The 16197-nt window shown below is 67.1% G+C and carries 18 protein-coding genes; 2 read left to right on the plus strand and 16 right to left on the minus strand.

Annotation, left to right across the window (positions count from 1 at the left end; genetic code table 11):
* Positions 1–318 precede the first annotated feature (318 nt).
* The 6 genes from ACVK00_RS26815 to ACVK00_RS26840 form a co-directional block, all read right to left on the minus strand.
* The gene (locus tag ACVK00_RS26815) at positions 319–1449 is read right to left on the minus strand and encodes a porin (protein ID WP_228906323.1); all 1131 of its coding nucleotides are present in this window, start codon (positions 1447–1449) and stop codon (positions 319–321) included.
* Between the two features lie 282 nt (positions 1450–1731).
* Positions 1732–2409 (minus strand): response regulator, encoded by a 678-nt coding sequence (locus tag ACVK00_RS26820; protein ID WP_175755577.1) that lies wholly within the window; start codon positions 2407–2409, stop codon positions 1732–1734.
* A gap of 12 nt (positions 2410–2421) precedes the next feature.
* Complete coding sequence (locus ACVK00_RS26825) at positions 2422–3789, minus strand: sensor histidine kinase (RefSeq protein ID WP_284900549.1); 1368 nt, start codon at positions 3787–3789, stop codon at positions 2422–2424.
* A 73-nt stretch (positions 3790–3862) separates the two neighbouring features.
* The gene (locus ACVK00_RS26830) at positions 3863–4711 is read right to left on the minus strand and encodes an ABC transporter permease (protein ID WP_175676264.1); all 849 of its coding nucleotides are present in this window, start codon (positions 4709–4711) and stop codon (positions 3863–3865) included.
* Between the two features lie 49 nt (positions 4712–4760).
* A complete protein-coding gene (locus ACVK00_RS26835) occupies positions 4761–5558 on the minus strand; it encodes an ABC transporter ATP-binding protein (protein ID WP_354122884.1) in 798 nt (265 codons plus the stop codon).
* Positions 5559–5679: 121 nt separating this feature from the next.
* The gene (locus tag ACVK00_RS26840) at positions 5680–6684 is read right to left on the minus strand and encodes an ABC transporter substrate-binding protein (RefSeq protein WP_166723968.1); all 1005 of its coding nucleotides are present in this window, start codon (positions 6682–6684) and stop codon (positions 5680–5682) included.
* Positions 6685–6893: 209 nt separating this feature from the next.
* On the opposite strand from ACVK00_RS26840, the gene ACVK00_RS26845 reads away from it, so the two are divergent.
* Positions 6894–7508 (plus strand): CPBP family glutamic-type intramembrane protease, encoded by a 615-nt coding sequence (locus tag ACVK00_RS26845; RefSeq protein WP_284900545.1) that lies wholly within the window; start codon positions 6894–6896, stop codon positions 7506–7508.
* 77 nt (positions 7509–7585) lie between these two features.
* Here the strand turns inward: ACVK00_RS26845 and fliR are convergent, their stop codons facing one another.
* From fliR to ACVK00_RS26890, 9 genes are all read right to left on the minus strand, one after another.
* Entirely contained in the window at positions 7586–8368 is a 783-nt protein-coding gene (fliR, locus tag ACVK00_RS26850) for a flagellar biosynthetic protein FliR (RefSeq protein ID WP_175765658.1), read from the minus strand.
* A 28-nt stretch (positions 8369–8396) separates the two neighbouring features.
* A complete protein-coding gene (gene fliQ / locus ACVK00_RS26855; RefSeq protein WP_006750427.1) occupies positions 8397–8669 on the minus strand; it encodes a flagellar biosynthesis protein FliQ in 273 nt (90 codons plus the stop codon).
* Between the two features lie 16 nt (positions 8670–8685).
* Positions 8686–9447 carry a flagellar type III secretion system pore protein FliP gene (gene fliP / locus ACVK00_RS26860; RefSeq protein ID WP_228906330.1) on the minus strand — a complete coding sequence of 254 codons (762 nt, stop codon included), beginning with the start codon at positions 9445–9447 and terminating at the stop codon, positions 8686–8688.
* 36 nt (positions 9448–9483) lie between these two features.
* Positions 9484–10050, minus strand: a complete 567-nt coding sequence (gene fliO / locus ACVK00_RS26865; protein WP_284900538.1) for a flagellar biosynthetic protein FliO — start codon at positions 10048–10050, stop codon at positions 9484–9486.
* Positions 10047–10538: a flagellar motor switch protein FliN gene (gene fliN / locus ACVK00_RS26870; protein WP_354122885.1), complete on the minus strand. Its 492-nt coding sequence runs from the start codon at positions 10536–10538 to the stop codon at positions 10047–10049. The genes fliO and fliN overlap by 4 nt, the downstream gene beginning before the upstream one ends.
* Positions 10531–11529 (minus strand): flagellar motor switch protein FliM, encoded by a 999-nt coding sequence (gene fliM / locus ACVK00_RS26875; protein WP_012362723.1) that lies wholly within the window; start codon positions 11527–11529, stop codon positions 10531–10533. The genes fliN and fliM overlap by 8 nt, the downstream gene beginning before the upstream one ends.
* A 22-nt stretch (positions 11530–11551) precedes the next feature.
* A complete protein-coding gene (gene fliL, locus ACVK00_RS26880; protein WP_228906333.1) occupies positions 11552–12088 on the minus strand; it encodes a flagellar basal body-associated protein FliL in 537 nt (178 codons plus the stop codon).
* A 158-nt stretch (positions 12089–12246) separates the two neighbouring features.
* Positions 12247–12969 carry an LrgB family protein gene (locus tag ACVK00_RS26885; RefSeq protein WP_228906336.1) on the minus strand — a complete coding sequence of 241 codons (723 nt, stop codon included), beginning with the start codon at positions 12967–12969 and terminating at the stop codon, positions 12247–12249.
* Positions 12970–12982: 13 nt separating this feature from the next.
* The gene (locus ACVK00_RS26890) at positions 12983–13459 is read right to left on the minus strand and encodes a CidA/LrgA family protein (protein ID WP_228906338.1); all 477 of its coding nucleotides are present in this window, start codon (positions 13457–13459) and stop codon (positions 12983–12985) included.
* Positions 13460–13599: 140 nt separating this feature from the next.
* Here ACVK00_RS26890 and ACVK00_RS26895 point away from each other — a divergent pair, with 140 nt between their 5' ends.
* Complete coding sequence (locus ACVK00_RS26895; protein WP_006750435.1) at positions 13600–14526, plus strand: LysR family transcriptional regulator; 927 nt, start codon at positions 13600–13602, stop codon at positions 14524–14526.
* A 53-nt stretch (positions 14527–14579) separates the two neighbouring features.
* On the opposite strand, the gene ACVK00_RS26900 is transcribed toward ACVK00_RS26895, so the two are convergent.
* Complete coding sequence (locus tag ACVK00_RS26900) at positions 14580–16142, minus strand: DHA2 family efflux MFS transporter permease subunit (protein WP_006750436.1); 1563 nt, start codon at positions 16140–16142, stop codon at positions 14580–14582.
* Between the last annotated feature and the right edge of the window lie 55 nt (positions 16143–16197).

Consider the following 16197-nt stretch of genomic DNA (forward strand, 5'->3'; position numbering starts at 1 on the left):
GCGCACTCACGGCACCGGCGGCAATGGCCGCCCGGGCAAACCCGAAACGCTAGCGAGTCGGTCGGCGCAGGTCAAGCACCGATGTGATGCGATCGTGCGTGCATCGGCCGCGATCGCCCGCCCCACGGGCCGCAAGCGGCTTCGGAGCGGTTGCCGGCGGGCGTCCGGCGGGGCCTGCCGCGCGGGCTGAAAAAGAGGACCGAAAACGACGAAAAAAAGGGCACGGTCGGCGCAGTGCGCCGGCGTGCCCGCATGGAGAATCCCGGATGGAGGGTAAGGCGGGGCCCGAAGGCCCCGCCCGGATGGCCGTCCCCGAGGTCAGAAGCGCGTGCGGATGCCCGACGTGAGTTCGAGCTGGTTTTTCGCGCCGAACGTCGACGCCACCGTGTAGCCGCCGTGCAGGCGCATGTAGTCGCCGGCCAGGTACACTTCGGTGCGCTTGCTCAGGTGGTAGAACACCGACCCGTAGATCGTCTCCTTGAAGCCGTTGGCGACACCGTTGGTCAGGCTGAACGCGCCGAGGTTCGCGTTCGGCGTGAAGCCGTCGGCGTTGTTCGCGGCGTTCTTGATGCGCATCTGCTGGTAGCCGAGCTCGTAGTCGAGCGCGCCCTTCGGCGCGACTTTCACCGACACGGTCCACGAATCGTCGTGACGCTGGCCGAGCGAGCCCTGGTCGCCGTTGTAGCGGAAGTAGCCGGCGTTCAGGCGCACGATGCTGAACGTGTAGTTGCCGCCGACCGAGAACGTCTGGTTCCTGAAGCCGTTGTGGTTCACGTGGTTGTAGAAGCCCGACACGTTGAACGGGCCGCCGTTGTAACCGAGCGCGGCCTGGTACGCGGAGCCGGTCGCGAACGCGGTCGAGTTGCTGAACTGGTAGCCGGCGCTCGCGAAGATGCCGTTGCTGAACAGCTTCTTCCACGCGAGGCCGTTGTTGTAGCGCGTGCCGGTCGGGCCGGCCGCGTAGAAGATCATCTGCTTGAAGTTGTTCGAGTTGGTCCAGCCGCCTTCCTCGGTGGTCAGCTTCGCGGAGCCGTATGCGTCGCCGTAGATCGTCGCCGCGTCGCGCGCGATCGTGTTCTGGAAGCCGGCCGTCAGCTTGCCGAAACGTTCGTCCTCGACGCCGACCCAGGCGTCGCGGTCGAAGATCTGGCCTTCGTCTTCCATCTGGCCGTTCGCGACCACGAATTCGCTTTCGAGGCGGAAGATGATCTTCGTGCCGCCGCCGATGTCTTCAGCGCCTTTCAGGCCCCAACGGCTGCCGCTGAACCACGGCTCGCCTTCGTTGCCCATCCCGATCACGTGTTTGCCGTTCGCGTCGGCGTGGGTCCGGTAGGTCGGAAAGCTCAGGTCCATCAGGCCGTAGAGCTGCACGCTCGATTGCGCATGCGCCTGGGTGCCGGCGCACAGGCCAGCCGCGGCGATGGAAAGGGCAAGGGTTTTTCGTTTCAAGATCGTCTCCTCCGAGCTGCCGAATTGAAATCTGTTCGTTGGCAGTACGTAATGTATGCCGGATGTTGCCGACCACAGCGAGAGGGCCGACGCATAGCATCGTAGAGGGTGCAATCCTTCACGCCGCTTTCCCGGAGGAAAGAATTGGATCGGTGAAAACACCGAACGCGCAATAATCGCGGATCGGGCAGGCGGGCGAGCGCGAGCCCGACGGACAGCCGGCGGGCCTGCGACGCGTTTCGTGCTACGAATCGGTTTTCAGCGGCAGGGCGGTAGCCCCCGTCAGTCCTGCGCGCTCTTCGCGCGCAGGATATAGCCGAGCCCGCGCAGCGTGATGATTTCGGCCGTGCTGAGCGCGAGATGCTTGCGCAGCCGGTGGATGTAGATGTCGATCGCATCGGCGCTCGGCTCGTCGTCGAGCGCGAACACGCTGTCCATCAGCCGCGCCTTCGACACCGTCTTGTTCTGCTGCAGCATCAGCGTTTCAAGAATCGCGTGCTCGCGGCGGCGCAGCGCGAGCACCGCGTCGCCGCAGCGGAATTCGCGCGTGCCGAACGCATAGACGAGATCGCCGCACACGAGCTGCGTCGTGGCGACGCCCGCCTGCCGGCGGATCAGCGCGCGGATCCGTGCAACCAGTTCGCGCGATTCGAACGGCTTCACCACGTAATCGTCGGCGCCCGCGCCGAAGCAGTCGACCTTGTCGTCGACCGAACCGTGCGCGGTCAGCATCAGCACCGGCACGTTGTCGTTGCGGCGCCGCAGCCGCGCGAGCACTTCCTTGCCGCTGATGCCGGGCAGCCGCATGTCGAGCAGCACCGCGTCGTAGCGCTCGGTCTTCAGCACCGTGTCCGCGCGTTCGCCGTCGCCGACGCAGTCGACCGCGAAATCCTCGCCGCGCAGCAGGTTCACGATCCAGTGCGCGAGTTCGGCGTTGTCTTCGACCAGCAGGAGTTTCATGACGGCATCTCTTCAATCAAAGGCGGGCAGCCGCACAGTCACGACGATACCGCGATTGCCGGGCCCCGGCGCGAGCATCACGCTGCCGCCGTGCGCCTGCGCGATCTCGCGGACGATCGCGAGCCCCAGGCCCGAGCCTTCGGTGTCCGCCGCCACGCGGTAGAACCGCTTGAACACGTGCGGCCGCGCTTCGGCCGGAATGCCGGGGCCGTTGTCGACCACGTCGAGCACGACCGCATCGCCGTCGCGCCGCGCGACGACCGTCACGCAGCCGCCCGGCTGCGTATAGCGCACCGCATTGTCGACGAGGTTCATCACCAGCGCGGTCAGCAGGCTGTCGCTGCCCGCGACGTCGAGCCGTTCGCCGAGATCGGCGCCGAGGTCGATGGCGCGCCGCTGCGCGAGCACGATCGTTTCCTCCAGCACGCTCGACACCACCGCGGCGAGGTCGACGCGATGCGTGAGCAGCGTCGGCGGGGTCGCTTCCGCATGCGCGAGGAGCAGCAGCTTGTCGGTCACGTCGGCCATCTTGCGGCTGCTGCGCTGCATGCTGTCGAGCACCGACGCGAGGTCCGGATCGCCGTTGCCGCGCTGCTGCGCGTACTGGATCTGCGTGTCGAGCACCGCGATCGGCGTGCGCAGCTGATGCGCGGCGTCGGCGATGAAGCGGCGCTGCGTGGCCGTGTGCGTGTTGAGCCGCGCGATGCACTGGTTGATCGCGTCGACGATCGGTCGCAGCTCATGCTGCAGCCGCTCCGGGCGAATCGGCTCCAGCTCCATCGGCCCGCGGTCCGCGACGTCGTCCTTCAGCTTCATCAGCGGGCGCAGCTCGAGCGTGAGGCCGAGATAGACGAGCACGATCGCGAGCACCAGCATCAGCGACAGGCGCATGAGCTGCGGCCGCCAGATCGTCGCGACCATCGCGTCGTACGAGCGCGTCGTCTTCGCGACGACCACCGTGATCGTCTCGACCTGCCCCTCGTCGTAGAGCTGCCGATCGTAGGCGGCCGCGCGCAGCGGCAGGTCGTCGAGCGTCGTGGCGTACAGCGTCGGGTCGACGCCGTGCCGGGCAGGGACCTCGAGCGCCGGGTTGCCCGCGAGCAGCCGGCCGTGGCTGTCGATCACCTTGTAGAACACCGAGTCGCGCGACGGCGATTCGAAGATCTCCAGTGCGGCCGGCGGCACGTCGGCGACCGGCAGCCCGTTGCGCCATTCCACGTCCTCGCCGATCGTGCGCGCCGACGCGACGAGCGCGCTGTCCTGCACGAGCGCGGCCGTGCGCCGCGCGGTGTCGTACGACATCGCGCCCGCGATCAGCACGAAAGCCGCCAGCGGCAGCAGCAGCCACCACAGGAGCCGCCCGCGCAGGCTGTGCGCCATTCCTTCTCCTCAATGCCGAACCGCGCCGGGGCAACCGGCGCGGTTCGGGTGTGTCATCCGATGCGTGCGCGGCTCAGAACGCAGCGGGACGCCACTTCAGCAGCCGCTTCTCGATCCAGGTCAGCAGGTAGTCGGCGGCCAGTGCGACCACGGCCAGCACGATCATCGCCGCGAACACGCCGCTGGCGTTGAATGCGCCCTGGGCGGTGGAGATTAGCAGGCCGATGCCCTGCTTGGAACCCAGGAATTCGCCGACGACCGCACCGACCAGCGCGAAGCCGAAGCTCACGTGCAGGCTCGCCAGAATCCAGCTCAGCGCGGACGGAATCACGACCGCCGTGGTGATCTGCCGCCGCGACGCGCCGAGGATCTGCGCGTTCGCGATCAGGTAGCGGTCGGCTTCGCGCACGCCCTGGAACGCGTTGCCGAACACGACGAAGAACACCATCACGACGGCCAGCGCGATCTTCGACGCCATTCCGAGGCCGAGTGCGATCACGAAGATCGAACCGAGCACGACGCGCGGAATCGAGTTGGCGATCTGGATGTACAGGCCGAACACGTCGGCCATCAGCTTGTTGCGGCCGAGCACGATCCCGCAGATCACGCCGGCGACCGAGCCGATCAGGAAGCCGATCCCGGTTTCCTCGAGCGTGACCCATACCTGCGTGAGCAGCGGGCCTTGCGACGTGCCGTTCACGAACCAGTCCTGGATCTGCTCGAAGATCAGCGACGGCATCGAGAAGAAGAACGGGTCGATCCACTTCAGCCGTGCGGCGAGTTCCCAGCCGCCGAGCACGACGACGAGCACGGCGATCCGCAACGTGACGATCAGGTTGCGCCGGCGGCGCAGCCGGCGTTGCGCGGCGCGCTCGTCGTCCTCGAGCGTCGTCGCCGTAAGGGCGGTAGTGGGAAGCGTCATGTCGGTCATGCTCCTGTCCTTGCTGTGTGTTGCCATGGCTGCCGTGCGGTCAGCCGATCTGCACTTCTTCGCGCAGGTCGTGCCAGATGTCCTTGGAAATTTCGACGAAGCGCGCGTCGTAGCGCACTTCCGACATGACGCGCGGGCGCGGCAGGTCGATCTCGTACACGCGCTTGAGCGTCGCGGGGCGCGCGGTCAGCACGAACACGCGGTCGGCGAGTGCGATCGCCTCCTCGAGATCGTGCGTGACGAACACGACCGAGCCCTTGTTCGCGGACCACAGCTGCAGCAGTTCGTCCTGCATCAGCGTGCGCGTCTGCATGTCGAGCGCGGAGAACGGCTCGTCCATCAGCAGGATTTCCGGCTGGTTGATGAAGGTCTGCGCGAGCGCGACGCGCTTGCGCATCCCGCCGGAGAGCTGGTGCGGGTAGTGCTTCGTGAACTTGTCGAGGCCGACCTTGCGGATCCATTCCTCGGCCTGCGTGTACGCGACGTCCTTCGAGCGGCCGCGAAACAAGGGGCCGGCCGCGACGTTGTCGATCACGTTGCGCCACGGGAACACGGCGTCGGCCTGGAACACGAAGCCGATGCGCGGGTCGATCCCGTCGACCGGGCGGCCCATCACGCGCACCTCGCCCGACACCGGCTTGAGCAGCCCGGTGATCAGGTTCAGCGTGGTCGACTTGCCGCAGCCGGTCGGCCCGACGATCGCGATGAACTCGCCGCGCGCGACGCTCATGCTGAAGTCGCGCAGCGCGACGGTGGCCTTGCCTTCCGGCGAAATGTAGCGGCACGACACATTGCGAAACTCGATCGCCGGTGTGCTCGGGGAAACTGCCTGGTTCATCGCATTCGTCCTGCGGGTGAAGAGGGCGCCGCATCGTGGCGGCGCCGGGCCGGTCAGCCGGGCCGGAACGGGGAACGCACGACAGCGGGATCGCCGCCGCGGGCGCCGGTACCGGGATCGATTACTTCGCGTTGACGAAATCGTTGGTGTAGGTGCGCGCCAGGTCGATGTGCTTGCCCTTCACCGACGGGTTGAACGCCGACAGCACCTTCAGCACGGTCGTCGGGCCGTCGGCCGGCATCTTCGCGTCGGCGGTGTACATCGGCAGCGACGCCTTCAGCGCGGACACGTACAGGCCCTTGTCCTTCTGGTAGTCGGCCGGCATCTTCGCGGCGATTTCCTCGGCGCTGTGCGTGTGGATGAACTGCATCGTCTTCGCGAACGCGTGCGCGAGCTTGGTGGCTTCCGCCTTGTGCGAATCGGCCCAGGCCGACTGCACGTACAGGCTCGCGGCCGGGTAGGTGCCGCCGAGCGCGGCGCGCGTGCCCTCGAGGGTGCGCATGTCGACCAGCACCTTCGCATCGCCCATCTTCTCGAGCGCGGACACGGTCGGCTCGGTCGTCATCCCTGCGTCGATCCGGCCCTGCTTGATCGCGGCGATGAAGCTCGCGTCGGCGCCGACCGGCAGCATCGTGTACTGCGTCGACGGCACGCCGTGCTGCAGCGCCAGATATTGCGTGAGGAAGCTGGTCGACGAGCCGAGGCCCGTCACGCCAAGCGTCTTGCCCTTCGCGTCGGCCATCGACTTGAAGGTCGGCGCCGCTTTGGTCGACACCATCTCGACCTCGCCCGGCACCTGGCAGAGCACGGCGATCGCCTTCACGTCCTTGCCCTTGCTCTGCAGGTCGACCGTATGGTCGTAGAAGCCGACGACGCCTTGCACGGCGCCCGCCAGCAGCTCGTTCTCGGCGTCGACGCCGGCCGGCTGCGACAGCAGTTCGACGTCGAGCCCTTCGGCCTTGAAGTTGCCGAGCTCCTGCGTGAGCCGCGCGGGCAGGTAGATCAGCTTCGCGATCCCGCCGACCATGATCGTGATCTTGCCGCCGTCTTCGGCGAGCGCGGGGTGAGCGGCGAGCGCGCAGCTCAGGCTGGCCGCAACGGCGAGGGTGCGCAGGATGGGTCGCATCGGGGTCGTCTCCTTCGTTGTATTCGTATGGCGCGATGCTTGCTGCATCGTCTTAACGAGTATAGGGAGGCGAAACCTTCTGCAACCTTTCGCGGGCGGGCGATTCCGTTAGGGGTTTTCCAGCAAGCGGGGGCGAAACCGAGCACAGTCGGGCAATCCGCTTACTGGAACCGACTCGGAGCCAGTTCGGCAGAAATATAAATGTCAGTATGGCAGTTCGCTGTTGCCGCGTATCGGACATACTGACTTTCGATCCGATTGAAATGTTTGGTGCTGAGACGATTGTCGAGAACTACTCGATTCGAATCATTTTGCAGGAGGGCTCCTTGGTCGATCGCCGAATCATAACGGCTGCCAAAATAACCCAATTTCTCGCACGTGGCCCGGCTATCGGTTCAGTGCTCCTGACTTGGGCACTTACATATCTTGTTGGCATCATTATCTGGGCCATTCTATTTTTATTCGATCTTTCTTCGGATACCCTCGTCGGATCATCACCTGACCTTATGAAACGCGATCTAGCAACTCGCCTGTTTGTCGGTTCCGTGGTCGCGCCGCTGGTGGAAACATTTGTCTTCCAGTGGTTACCCATTCGCTTGATTTGCCGCGTATTTAAAACAAGCGCTTCGCTAGCCGTCTGTGTGTCAACTCTTATGTTCGGCGCCACGCATGGCTACAGCGTCCTATATGTGGCAATCGCGTTATGGGGTGGATTTATTTTCGCAACGGTGTTTGTGCTGCGTGATCACTCTGGCGGCCACCCCTTTTTGATCGTTGCCGGTGCGCATGCCGCCCGTAACACCCTAGCCAGCATCCTTATCTGAATCCGATAAAGAACCCGAATTCCGGCCAGTCGAATTTCGCCGAGATGGCGCCCTGGCAGCAATGACGATCGGGCGCCTCAGCGCCACCCGAGCAACACCCGCCCCATCGCATCGAGCCCCATGTCGAACAGATGCGACACGAACGGCACGAGGTTCGGGATCATCAGTTGCACGAGCAACAGCCCGACCAGCATCGTGACCGGAAAGCCGATCTGGAAGATGCCGATCTGCGGCGCCGCGCGGTTCAGGATCCCGAGCGCGAGGTTCGCGATCAGCAGCGCCGCGACCACCGGCAGCGCGAGCAGCAGCCCCATCTCGAACACGGTCGCGCCGAACGCGGCGAGCGTGCGCCAGCCGGGCGCGTGCAGCAGGTCGCCCGACACCGGCAGCGTCTGGAACGACGCGGCCAGCGCCGCGAATACCTGCAGGTGGCCGTCCACCGCGAGGAACGCGAGCATCGCGATCGCGTTCAGGAAGCGGCCCATCACCGGCGTCGCGCCGTTCGAATGCGGGTCGAAGAAGGTCGCGAAGCCGAGCCCCATCGACAGCCCGATGAAGTCGCCGGCCGCCTCGACGGCCGCGAACACGAGCTGCATCGTGAAGCCCAGCGCGACGCCGATCAGGAACTGCGTGACGACGATCCAGATGCCCTGCGCGGAGAACACGGTGACGTCCGGCATCGCGCCGAGCGTGGGCGCGACGACCAGCGCCATGAACGCGGCGATGCCGATCTTCACGCGCACCGGCACTGCGGCATGGCCGACCACGGGCGCCGTCGCGACGAGCGCGAGCATCCGCACGAACGGCCACAGGAAGGCGGTCAGCCAGCCGTTGAGCTGCGCGTAGGTAACCGAGAACATCGCGACGGAACGGAACCGGGCGCGCCGGTCAGCCGGCGCCGAGCGTCGCGACGTGCAGCAGCGTCTGCCGCAGGTAGTCGAGCATCGTCGTCAGCATCCACGGGCCGGCGATCACGAGCGTCGCGGCCACCGCGAGCAGCTTCGGGATGAACGACAGCGTCGATTCGTTGATCTGCGTCGCGGCCTGGAACAGGCTCACGACGAGGCCGACCGCGAGCGCGACCAGCAGCAGCGGGGCGGCGAGCAGCAGGCCGACCATCATCGCCTGGTGCGCCAGCGTCATCACCTGTTCGGGCGTCATCGCGCGTTTCCTCCGCTTACGTGAAGCTCTGCGCGAGCGAGCCGATCAGGAGCTGCCAGCCGTCGACCAGCACGAACAGCATCAGCTTGAACGGCAGCGACACGGTGGACGGCGACACCATCATCATCCCCATCGACATCAGCACGCTCGCGACGACCATGTCGATGATCAGGAACGGGATGAAGATCGTGAAGCCGATCTGGAAGCCGGTCTTCAGCTCGCTCGTGACGAACGCGGGCACCAGCAGCGACAGCGGCACGTCTTCCGGGCCCTGCATCGGCGCGGCCTTCGAGATCTTCGCGAACAGCGCGAGATCGGTCTCGCGGGTCTGCTTCAGCATGAAGGTCTTGAACGGCGCGATGCCGCGCCGCACGGCCTGCTCCATCGGCATCGAGCCGTCGGAGAACGGCTTGTAGCCGTCGGCGTAGGCGCGGTCGAGCACCGGCGACATCACGAAGAAGGTGAGGAACATCGCGAGGCCGACCAGCACCTGGTTCGGCGGCGTCGTCGCGGTACCGAGCGCCTGGCGCAGCAGCGACAGCACGATGATGATGCGCGTGAAGCTCGTCATCATCAGCAGCATCGCCGGCAGGAACGACAGCATCGTGAGCAGCAGCATCGTCTGCACGCTCAGCGAATAGGTGGTGCCGCCGTTCGGGCCCGGGCTCGTGTTGAACGCGGGCAGGCCGGCCGCCTGCGCGCAGGCGAGCGCGGGGGCGAGGCCGAGGATCAGCGCGGGCGCGAAGCGCGCCGCGCGACGCAGGAATTCGTGTTTCATCGGAATGCAGATACGGAAAGAGGGCGCGACGCCATGTCAGCGGTTGTCCTTGCCGCGTCCGAAGCGCTTCGCGGCTTCGCCCGCGAGCGCGTCGCGAAACCGCGCGCCGAACGTGCCAGCCTGGCCGCGTTCGGCGGAAGGCGTACCGGTGGGAAGGTCGGCCGACGCCGGCGCCACCGCCGAGCGAGCCGGCAGCGTATGCAGCAACCGCACGTTGCCCGGCGCGACGCCGAGCACGAGCCAGGTATCGCCGATCTCGACGATCGTCGCGCTTTCCTTCGCGCCGAGCCCGACGCTCGACACGACCTTCAGCGGTCCGCCGCGCCGCGCGGGCTGGAACCCGAAGCGGCGCGCGAGCCACGCGCAGCCGAACACGAGGCCGATCACGACCGCGAGCCCGACGAGCGTCTGCAGCACCGCGCCGACGCCGAGCGACGGCGCGGCCGAGCCGACCATCACGCTCGACGCGATGGAGCCGGCGTTGTTCACCGCGTTCATGTCGGCGGCGCCGGCCGGCGCGCACGCGAGCGACGCCGCAATGGCGACGGCAGCCGCCACCGAGGTCGCGACGCGCACGCGGCGGCCGGGCGTGACGACGTTCACCGATTCAGCTTCCGGATGCGTTCGGCCGGCGTGATGATGTCGGTCAGCCGGATGCCGAACTTGTCGTTGACGACCACGACCTCGCCCTGCGCGATCAGGCAGCCGTTCACGAGCACGTCCATCGGCTCGCCAGCCATGCCGTCCAGCTCGACGACCGACCCCTGCGCGAGCTGCAGCAGGTTGCGGATCGCGATCTTGGTGCGGCCGAGCTCCACGGTCATCTTGACCGGGATGTCGAGAATCATCTCGATGTCGTTGTGCGTCGAGCTGGCCGCGGCCTTCGACAGCGGCTGGAACACGCCGGAACCGGTCGCGCCCGCCTGCACCGGCTGCAGGTTCTGCTCGGCAAGCGCGGCGGCCCAGTCGTCCAGGCCCTGATCTTCCTGCGCCGCCGCAGGTGCCGCCTGCGCGGCCGCGGCCGATTCCGCGAGTGCCGCGTCGGCGAGGGCCTGCGCGTCGAGTTCGGGCGTCTGGTTCAGCTCACTCATATCCACCTTCCTTCATCGTGTCGCTCGCGCTGATCATCTTCTGCACGCGCAACGCATATTGACCATTGAAAATGCCGTAGCCGCACTCCATCACCGGCACGCCGTCGACCTTCGCGGTGATCGTGTCCTCGATCTCCAGCGGCAGCACGTCGCCCGCACGCAGGTTCAGGATCTTCTCGAAGGTCGACGGAATCTCCGCGAGATTCGCGCTCAGCTCGACCTCGGCCGACTGCACCTGCTGCGACAGCACGCGCACCCAGCGGCGGTCGACCTCGAGCGCCTCGCCCTGGATCGGCGAGCTCAGCACGTCGCGGATCGGCTCGATCATCGAGTACGGCATGCAGATGTGCAGCGTGCCGCCCGTCGGCCCGAACTCGATCGAGAACTGCGTGACGATCACGATCTCGTTCGGCGTCGCGACGTTCGCAAACTGCGTGTGCATCTCCGAGCGCACGAATTCGAACTGCAGCGGCCGCACGCTCTTCCAGGCAGTCGCGTAGTGCTCGAACACGAGGTTCAGCAGCTTGCCGATGATCCGCTGCTCGGTGGCCGTGAAGTCGCGGCCCTCGACGCGCGTGTGAAAGCGCCCGTCGCCGCCGAACAGGTTGTCGACGACGAAGAACACGAGGTTCGGGTCGAACACGAACAGCGACGTGCCGCGCAGCGGCTTCACGTGCACCAGGTTCAGGTTCGTCGGGATCGGCAGGTTGCGGGTGAACTCGCTGTACTTCTGCACCTTCACCTGGCTCACGGAGATTTCCGCCGTGCGCCGCATGAAGTTGAAGATGCCGATCCGCAGCAAGCGCGCGAAGCGGTCGTTGATGATCTCGAGGCCGGGCATCCGGCCGCGGACGATCCGCTCCTGCGTCGCGATGTTGTAGGGGCGGACGCCCGACAGGTCGCGCTGCTCGTCGACCGTGTCGGTTTCGCCCGTGACGCCCTTGAGGAGGGCATCGACCTCCTCCTGGGACATGAACTCCTGGTGGCCCATGCGCGCTCCTTTTGCGGCCGCGTTACTGGACGACGAATTCGGTGAACAGCACGTCGTCGACCTTCGCGCGCTGGTTGCCCGGCTGCGTCGGCTGCTCGATCAGGTCCCGCAGTTCCTTCGCGAGCGAACGCTTGCCCTCCGGTGTCGCGAGATCCTCGGGATGCTTGTTCGACAGCGCGAGCAGGATCCGGCTGCGGATCTCCGGCATGCGCGCGGTCAGCTGCTCCTGCGCTTTCGGGTCGGTGAGCTTCAGCGACAGGCCGACCCGCAGGTAATGCTGCACGCCGTCGTCCGACTGCAGGTTCACGGTCAGCGGGTCGAGCGGGAAGAACACCGGCGCGGCGAGCGGCGCCGGTTCGGCGGGCGCGCTCGCGTGGCCGACGCCCGCCTTGCTCAGGAACACGTACATGCCGCCCGCAGCGGCGGCGGCCGCGCCCAGCGCGATGACGGCGATGAGCGCGAGGCGCTTGAACTTGCCGGATGAAGCCGGCTTGTCGGCAGTCGGGTTTGCGGTCGTGGAGGCCATGTGAATGCGTGCGTGATGTCTCGTAGCATGCATTGTTCGGCATCCGGGCCGAGCCCGATGGGCGGAAAAGAGGGGGGAATTGCGGCTATCTCAGCCGATTGTCGGCGGGTGCCGGCTCGAGGCAGGGCTGGAACGGCGGGACAACGACTGGCCCGCGCGGCTGCGGTGCGGTGGGAGGGCGGGCTGCGGCGTCAGATCGGCAGCAGCGACAGCAGCGGCGCGATCAGCACCATCGCGACGCCCGCGATCATCATCGTGAGGCTCGACACGACGCCTTCCTCGCTGCCGATCTCGCGCGCCTTCGCGGTGCCCACGCCGTGGGCGGCCGCGCCGAACAGCGCGCCGCGCGCGAGCCGCGTGCGCATCGGCACCAGCGCGAGCACGATCTCGCCGAGCAGCATCCCGCAGATGCCGGTCGCGATCACGAAGAGGGCGGTGAGGTCCTTCGGCGCATGGATCTTGTCGGACACGGCGAGCGCGAACGGAGTCGACACCGAGCGCGTCATCAGCGAGCGCTGCAGTTCGGGCGACAGGTGCAGCAGCTTCGCGAGCAGCAGCGACCCGCACACGCCCGCGCCGATCCCGACCGCGACGCCGACCGACAGCGACAGCCAGTGGCGGCGGATCAGCTCGCGATATTCGTAGATCGGCACCGCGAACGCGATCGTCGCCGGGCCGAGCAGCCACATCAGCCAGCGCGTGTCGCGGAAGTAGACCGAATACGGGATGCCGGTCAGCAACACGAGCAGCACCAGCACGCCCGGCACGAACACGAGCGGCGAGAACAGCGGCGTCTTCTTGTACGCGTAGAGCCGCTTCGACGCGAAATACAGGACGACCGTCAGCACGAAGCAGCCGACGGAGATCGCCGTATTTACCTGGTCGACGGACAGGCCGGACAACAGCGCAGGCATCGCGGGCCCCGGCTCAGTGAGCCGACACGGTGGCGAGGCGCGCGCGGCGGCGTTCGGCGAACACGCGCTGCGCGGCCAGCCGGCGTTCGAGCTTCGCGGCGAGGTCGACCGCGACGGCCACCGCGACCATCACGAACGCGGTGCCGGCGAGCATGACCAGCGCGATGCGCCAGCCGTCCTCGCGGAACAGCCCGCCGTACTGGACCGCCGCGACGGCGGCCGGCACGAAGAACAGCAGCATGTCGGACAGCAGCCAGTTCGCGCCGTCCTTGACCCAGGCGGGCGCGACACGGCCCGAGAACAGCAGCACCAGCAGCACCGCGAGGCCGATTACGCCGGACGGCACCGGCAGACCGACCGCGCGCACGACCCAGTCGACCGCCATCCACAGTACGCCGAGCGCGGCGGCCTGCAGCACGATCCGGCCCGTGCGCGCAACGTTGCCCGCAGCGGCGGGGCGGGCGGCGGCAGTGGTGGTCGGGTGGGTCATGGCAGGCTCCATACAGATGTTCCGTTGATGGTGTGAGTATAGGGTTTCCCCTAACCATAAATAAAATGACTTGTCTCTATCCTTGTCATTCCAATTCGGAATTCGCTTTGGGTTCGCCGCACCAAACTGGGGAGTAATCGATGGAATTGCGCGCACTGCGGTACTTCGTCGAGGTGGTCCGTCAGCAGAGCTTCACCGCGGCCGCCGACCGGCTGTTCGTCACGCAGCCGACCATCAGCAAGATGGTGAAGGCGCTCGAGGACGAGATCGGCTCGCCGCTGCTGCTGCGCGACGGCCGGCAGATGGTGCTGACCGACGCGGGGCGGATCGTGTTCCAGCGCGGCCAGGACGTGCTCGCCGCGCAGGCGCAGCTGCAGTCGGAGCTGAACGATCTCGGCACGCTCGGGCGCGGCGAGCTGACGATCGGCATTCCGCCGCTCGGCGGGTCGCTGTTCACGCCGATCATCGCCGCGTACAAGCAGCGCTATCCGAACATCGAGCTGAAGCTGTTCGAGCAGGGCGCGCGGATGATCGAGGCCGCGCTGATGTCGGGCGAACTGGAACTCGGCGGGCTGCTGGAGCCGGTCGATCCCGGCACATTCGAGCGGCTGCCGATGGTGCGCGCGCCGCTGTGGCTCGTCGCGCCGCGCGAATCGCGCTGGGAGGATGACGCGGCCGTGCCGCTCGCCGATCTCGCGCGCGAGTCGTTCGTGTTCTATGCGGAAAGCCTCGCGCTGCACGATGCGGTGCTCGACGCGTGCCGGCAGGTCGGCTTCACGCCGTCGATCGTGAGCCGCAGCGGTCATTGGGACTTCATGGCCGCGCTGGTGCACGCGGGCGTCGGCATCGCGCTGTTGCCGGAGCCGTACTGCCGGCGGCTCGATGCGCGGCAGTTCACGTGCCGGCCGATCGTCGAGCCGGAGATCACATGGGCGATCGCGCTCGGCTGGCTGAAGAAGGGCTACCTGTCGCACGCGGCGCGGGCCTGGCTCGACGTCGCGCGGGCGACGCTGCCGATCGCGTCGGGCGACGACCTGGCCTTCGGGGGATTGCGGGCACGGGAGTGAAGCCGGATCGATGGCCGGTGGAATCAGACGTGCTGAATCGGGCGGGCGGCCACTCAATGCCCCATCGCCGGCCCCGCTCCCTTCCTCGGCTTCGTGATCCACACCAGCGCCGCGAGCGCGATGAACACGCCGGCCGACAGGTGGAAGAAGTCGTTGGTCGCCATCATGAAGCCCTGCTGCGTGACGAGCTGGTTGAGCTGCGCATTGGCCGTCTGCCCGACGATCCCGAGCTGCGCGAGCGCGCCCTGGTAGTCGGTCGTGTTCTGCGCGTAGACGCTCACCGATTCCGACAGCCGCGCGTGGTGGTAGATCGCATCGTTTTCCCAGAACGTCGAGCTGGCCGCGGTGCCGATCGCGCCGGACAGCGTGCGCAGGAAGTTCGACAGCCCCGACGCGCTCGCGAGCCGCTCGTCGGAAATGCTCGACAGCGTGATCGTCGTCATCGGCACGAAGAAGCACGCGACGCCGATCCCCTGCACGAGCCGCGGCAGGATCACGTGATTGAACGGCACGTCGAGCGTAAACGTCGAATTCCAGACCGACACGCCCGCGAACACGATGAACGCGAAACTCGCGACCATCCGCAGATCGAGCCGGTGCATGTTGCGCCCGATCAGCGGCGACAGCACGAGCGCGAGCAGCCCGACCGGCGCGGTCGCGAGGCCGGCCTTGCCGGCCGTGTAGCCCATCACCGTCTGCAGCCACAGCGGGAAGATCACGACCGAGCCGAAGAACGCCATGAAGCCGAACGAGATGATCAGCGCGCCGAGCGCGAAGTTGCGGTCCTTGAACAGCGACAGGTCGACCACCGGTTCCTTCTCGGTCGCCTCCCACACGAGCATGAACGCGAGCGACACGACCGCGATCAGCGCGAGCGCGACGATGAAGGTCGAGTTGAACCAGTCGCGGTCCTTGCCGAGGTCGAGCATCATCTGCAGGCACGACACGCCGATCACGAGCAGCGCAAGGCCGACCGCGTCGATCCGCTGCCGGCTCGTCTTCGTCTCGCGGCCGCGCAGCAGGAAGTACGCGCAGGCCGCCGAGAAGATGCCGATCGGCAGGTTGATGTAGAAGATCCACGGCCACGTGTAGTTATCGCTGATCCAGCCGCCCAGCAACGGGCCGAAGATCGGCGCGACGATCACCGTCATCGCCCATAGCCCGAGCGCGAGCCCGCGCTTCGCCGGCGGGTAGCTGCGCATCAGGATCGTCTGCGACAGCGGCACCATCGGGCCCGACACGAGGCCCTGCAGCAGCCGGAACGCGATCAGCGTCTCGAAGTTCGACGCGAGGCCGCACAGCGCCGACGCGATCGTGAACGCGAGCACCGACAGCGTAAACAGGCGCACCTCGCCGACCCGCCGCGCGAGCCAGCCGGTCAGCGGCACCGCGATCGCGGACGCGACCGAATACGACGAGATCACCCACGTGCCTTCGCTCGTCGCGACGCCGAGGCTGCCCGAGATGGTCGGCACCGCGACGTTCGCGATCGACGTGTCGAGCACTTCCATGAAGGTGCCGAGCGCGAGCCCGACGGTAAGGAGCGCGAGCGCGCCGCCGGTGAGCGGCGCGGGTTGGGCGGCAGGCGGCGTGGCGGATGCCGTGGTGGCGGACATCGGAATCTCCTAGACGCGGCGCGCGCGACGCGCCGGCACAACGCACGGGCGCGCG

The organism is Burkholderia sp. PvR073 (assembly GCF_054055695.1).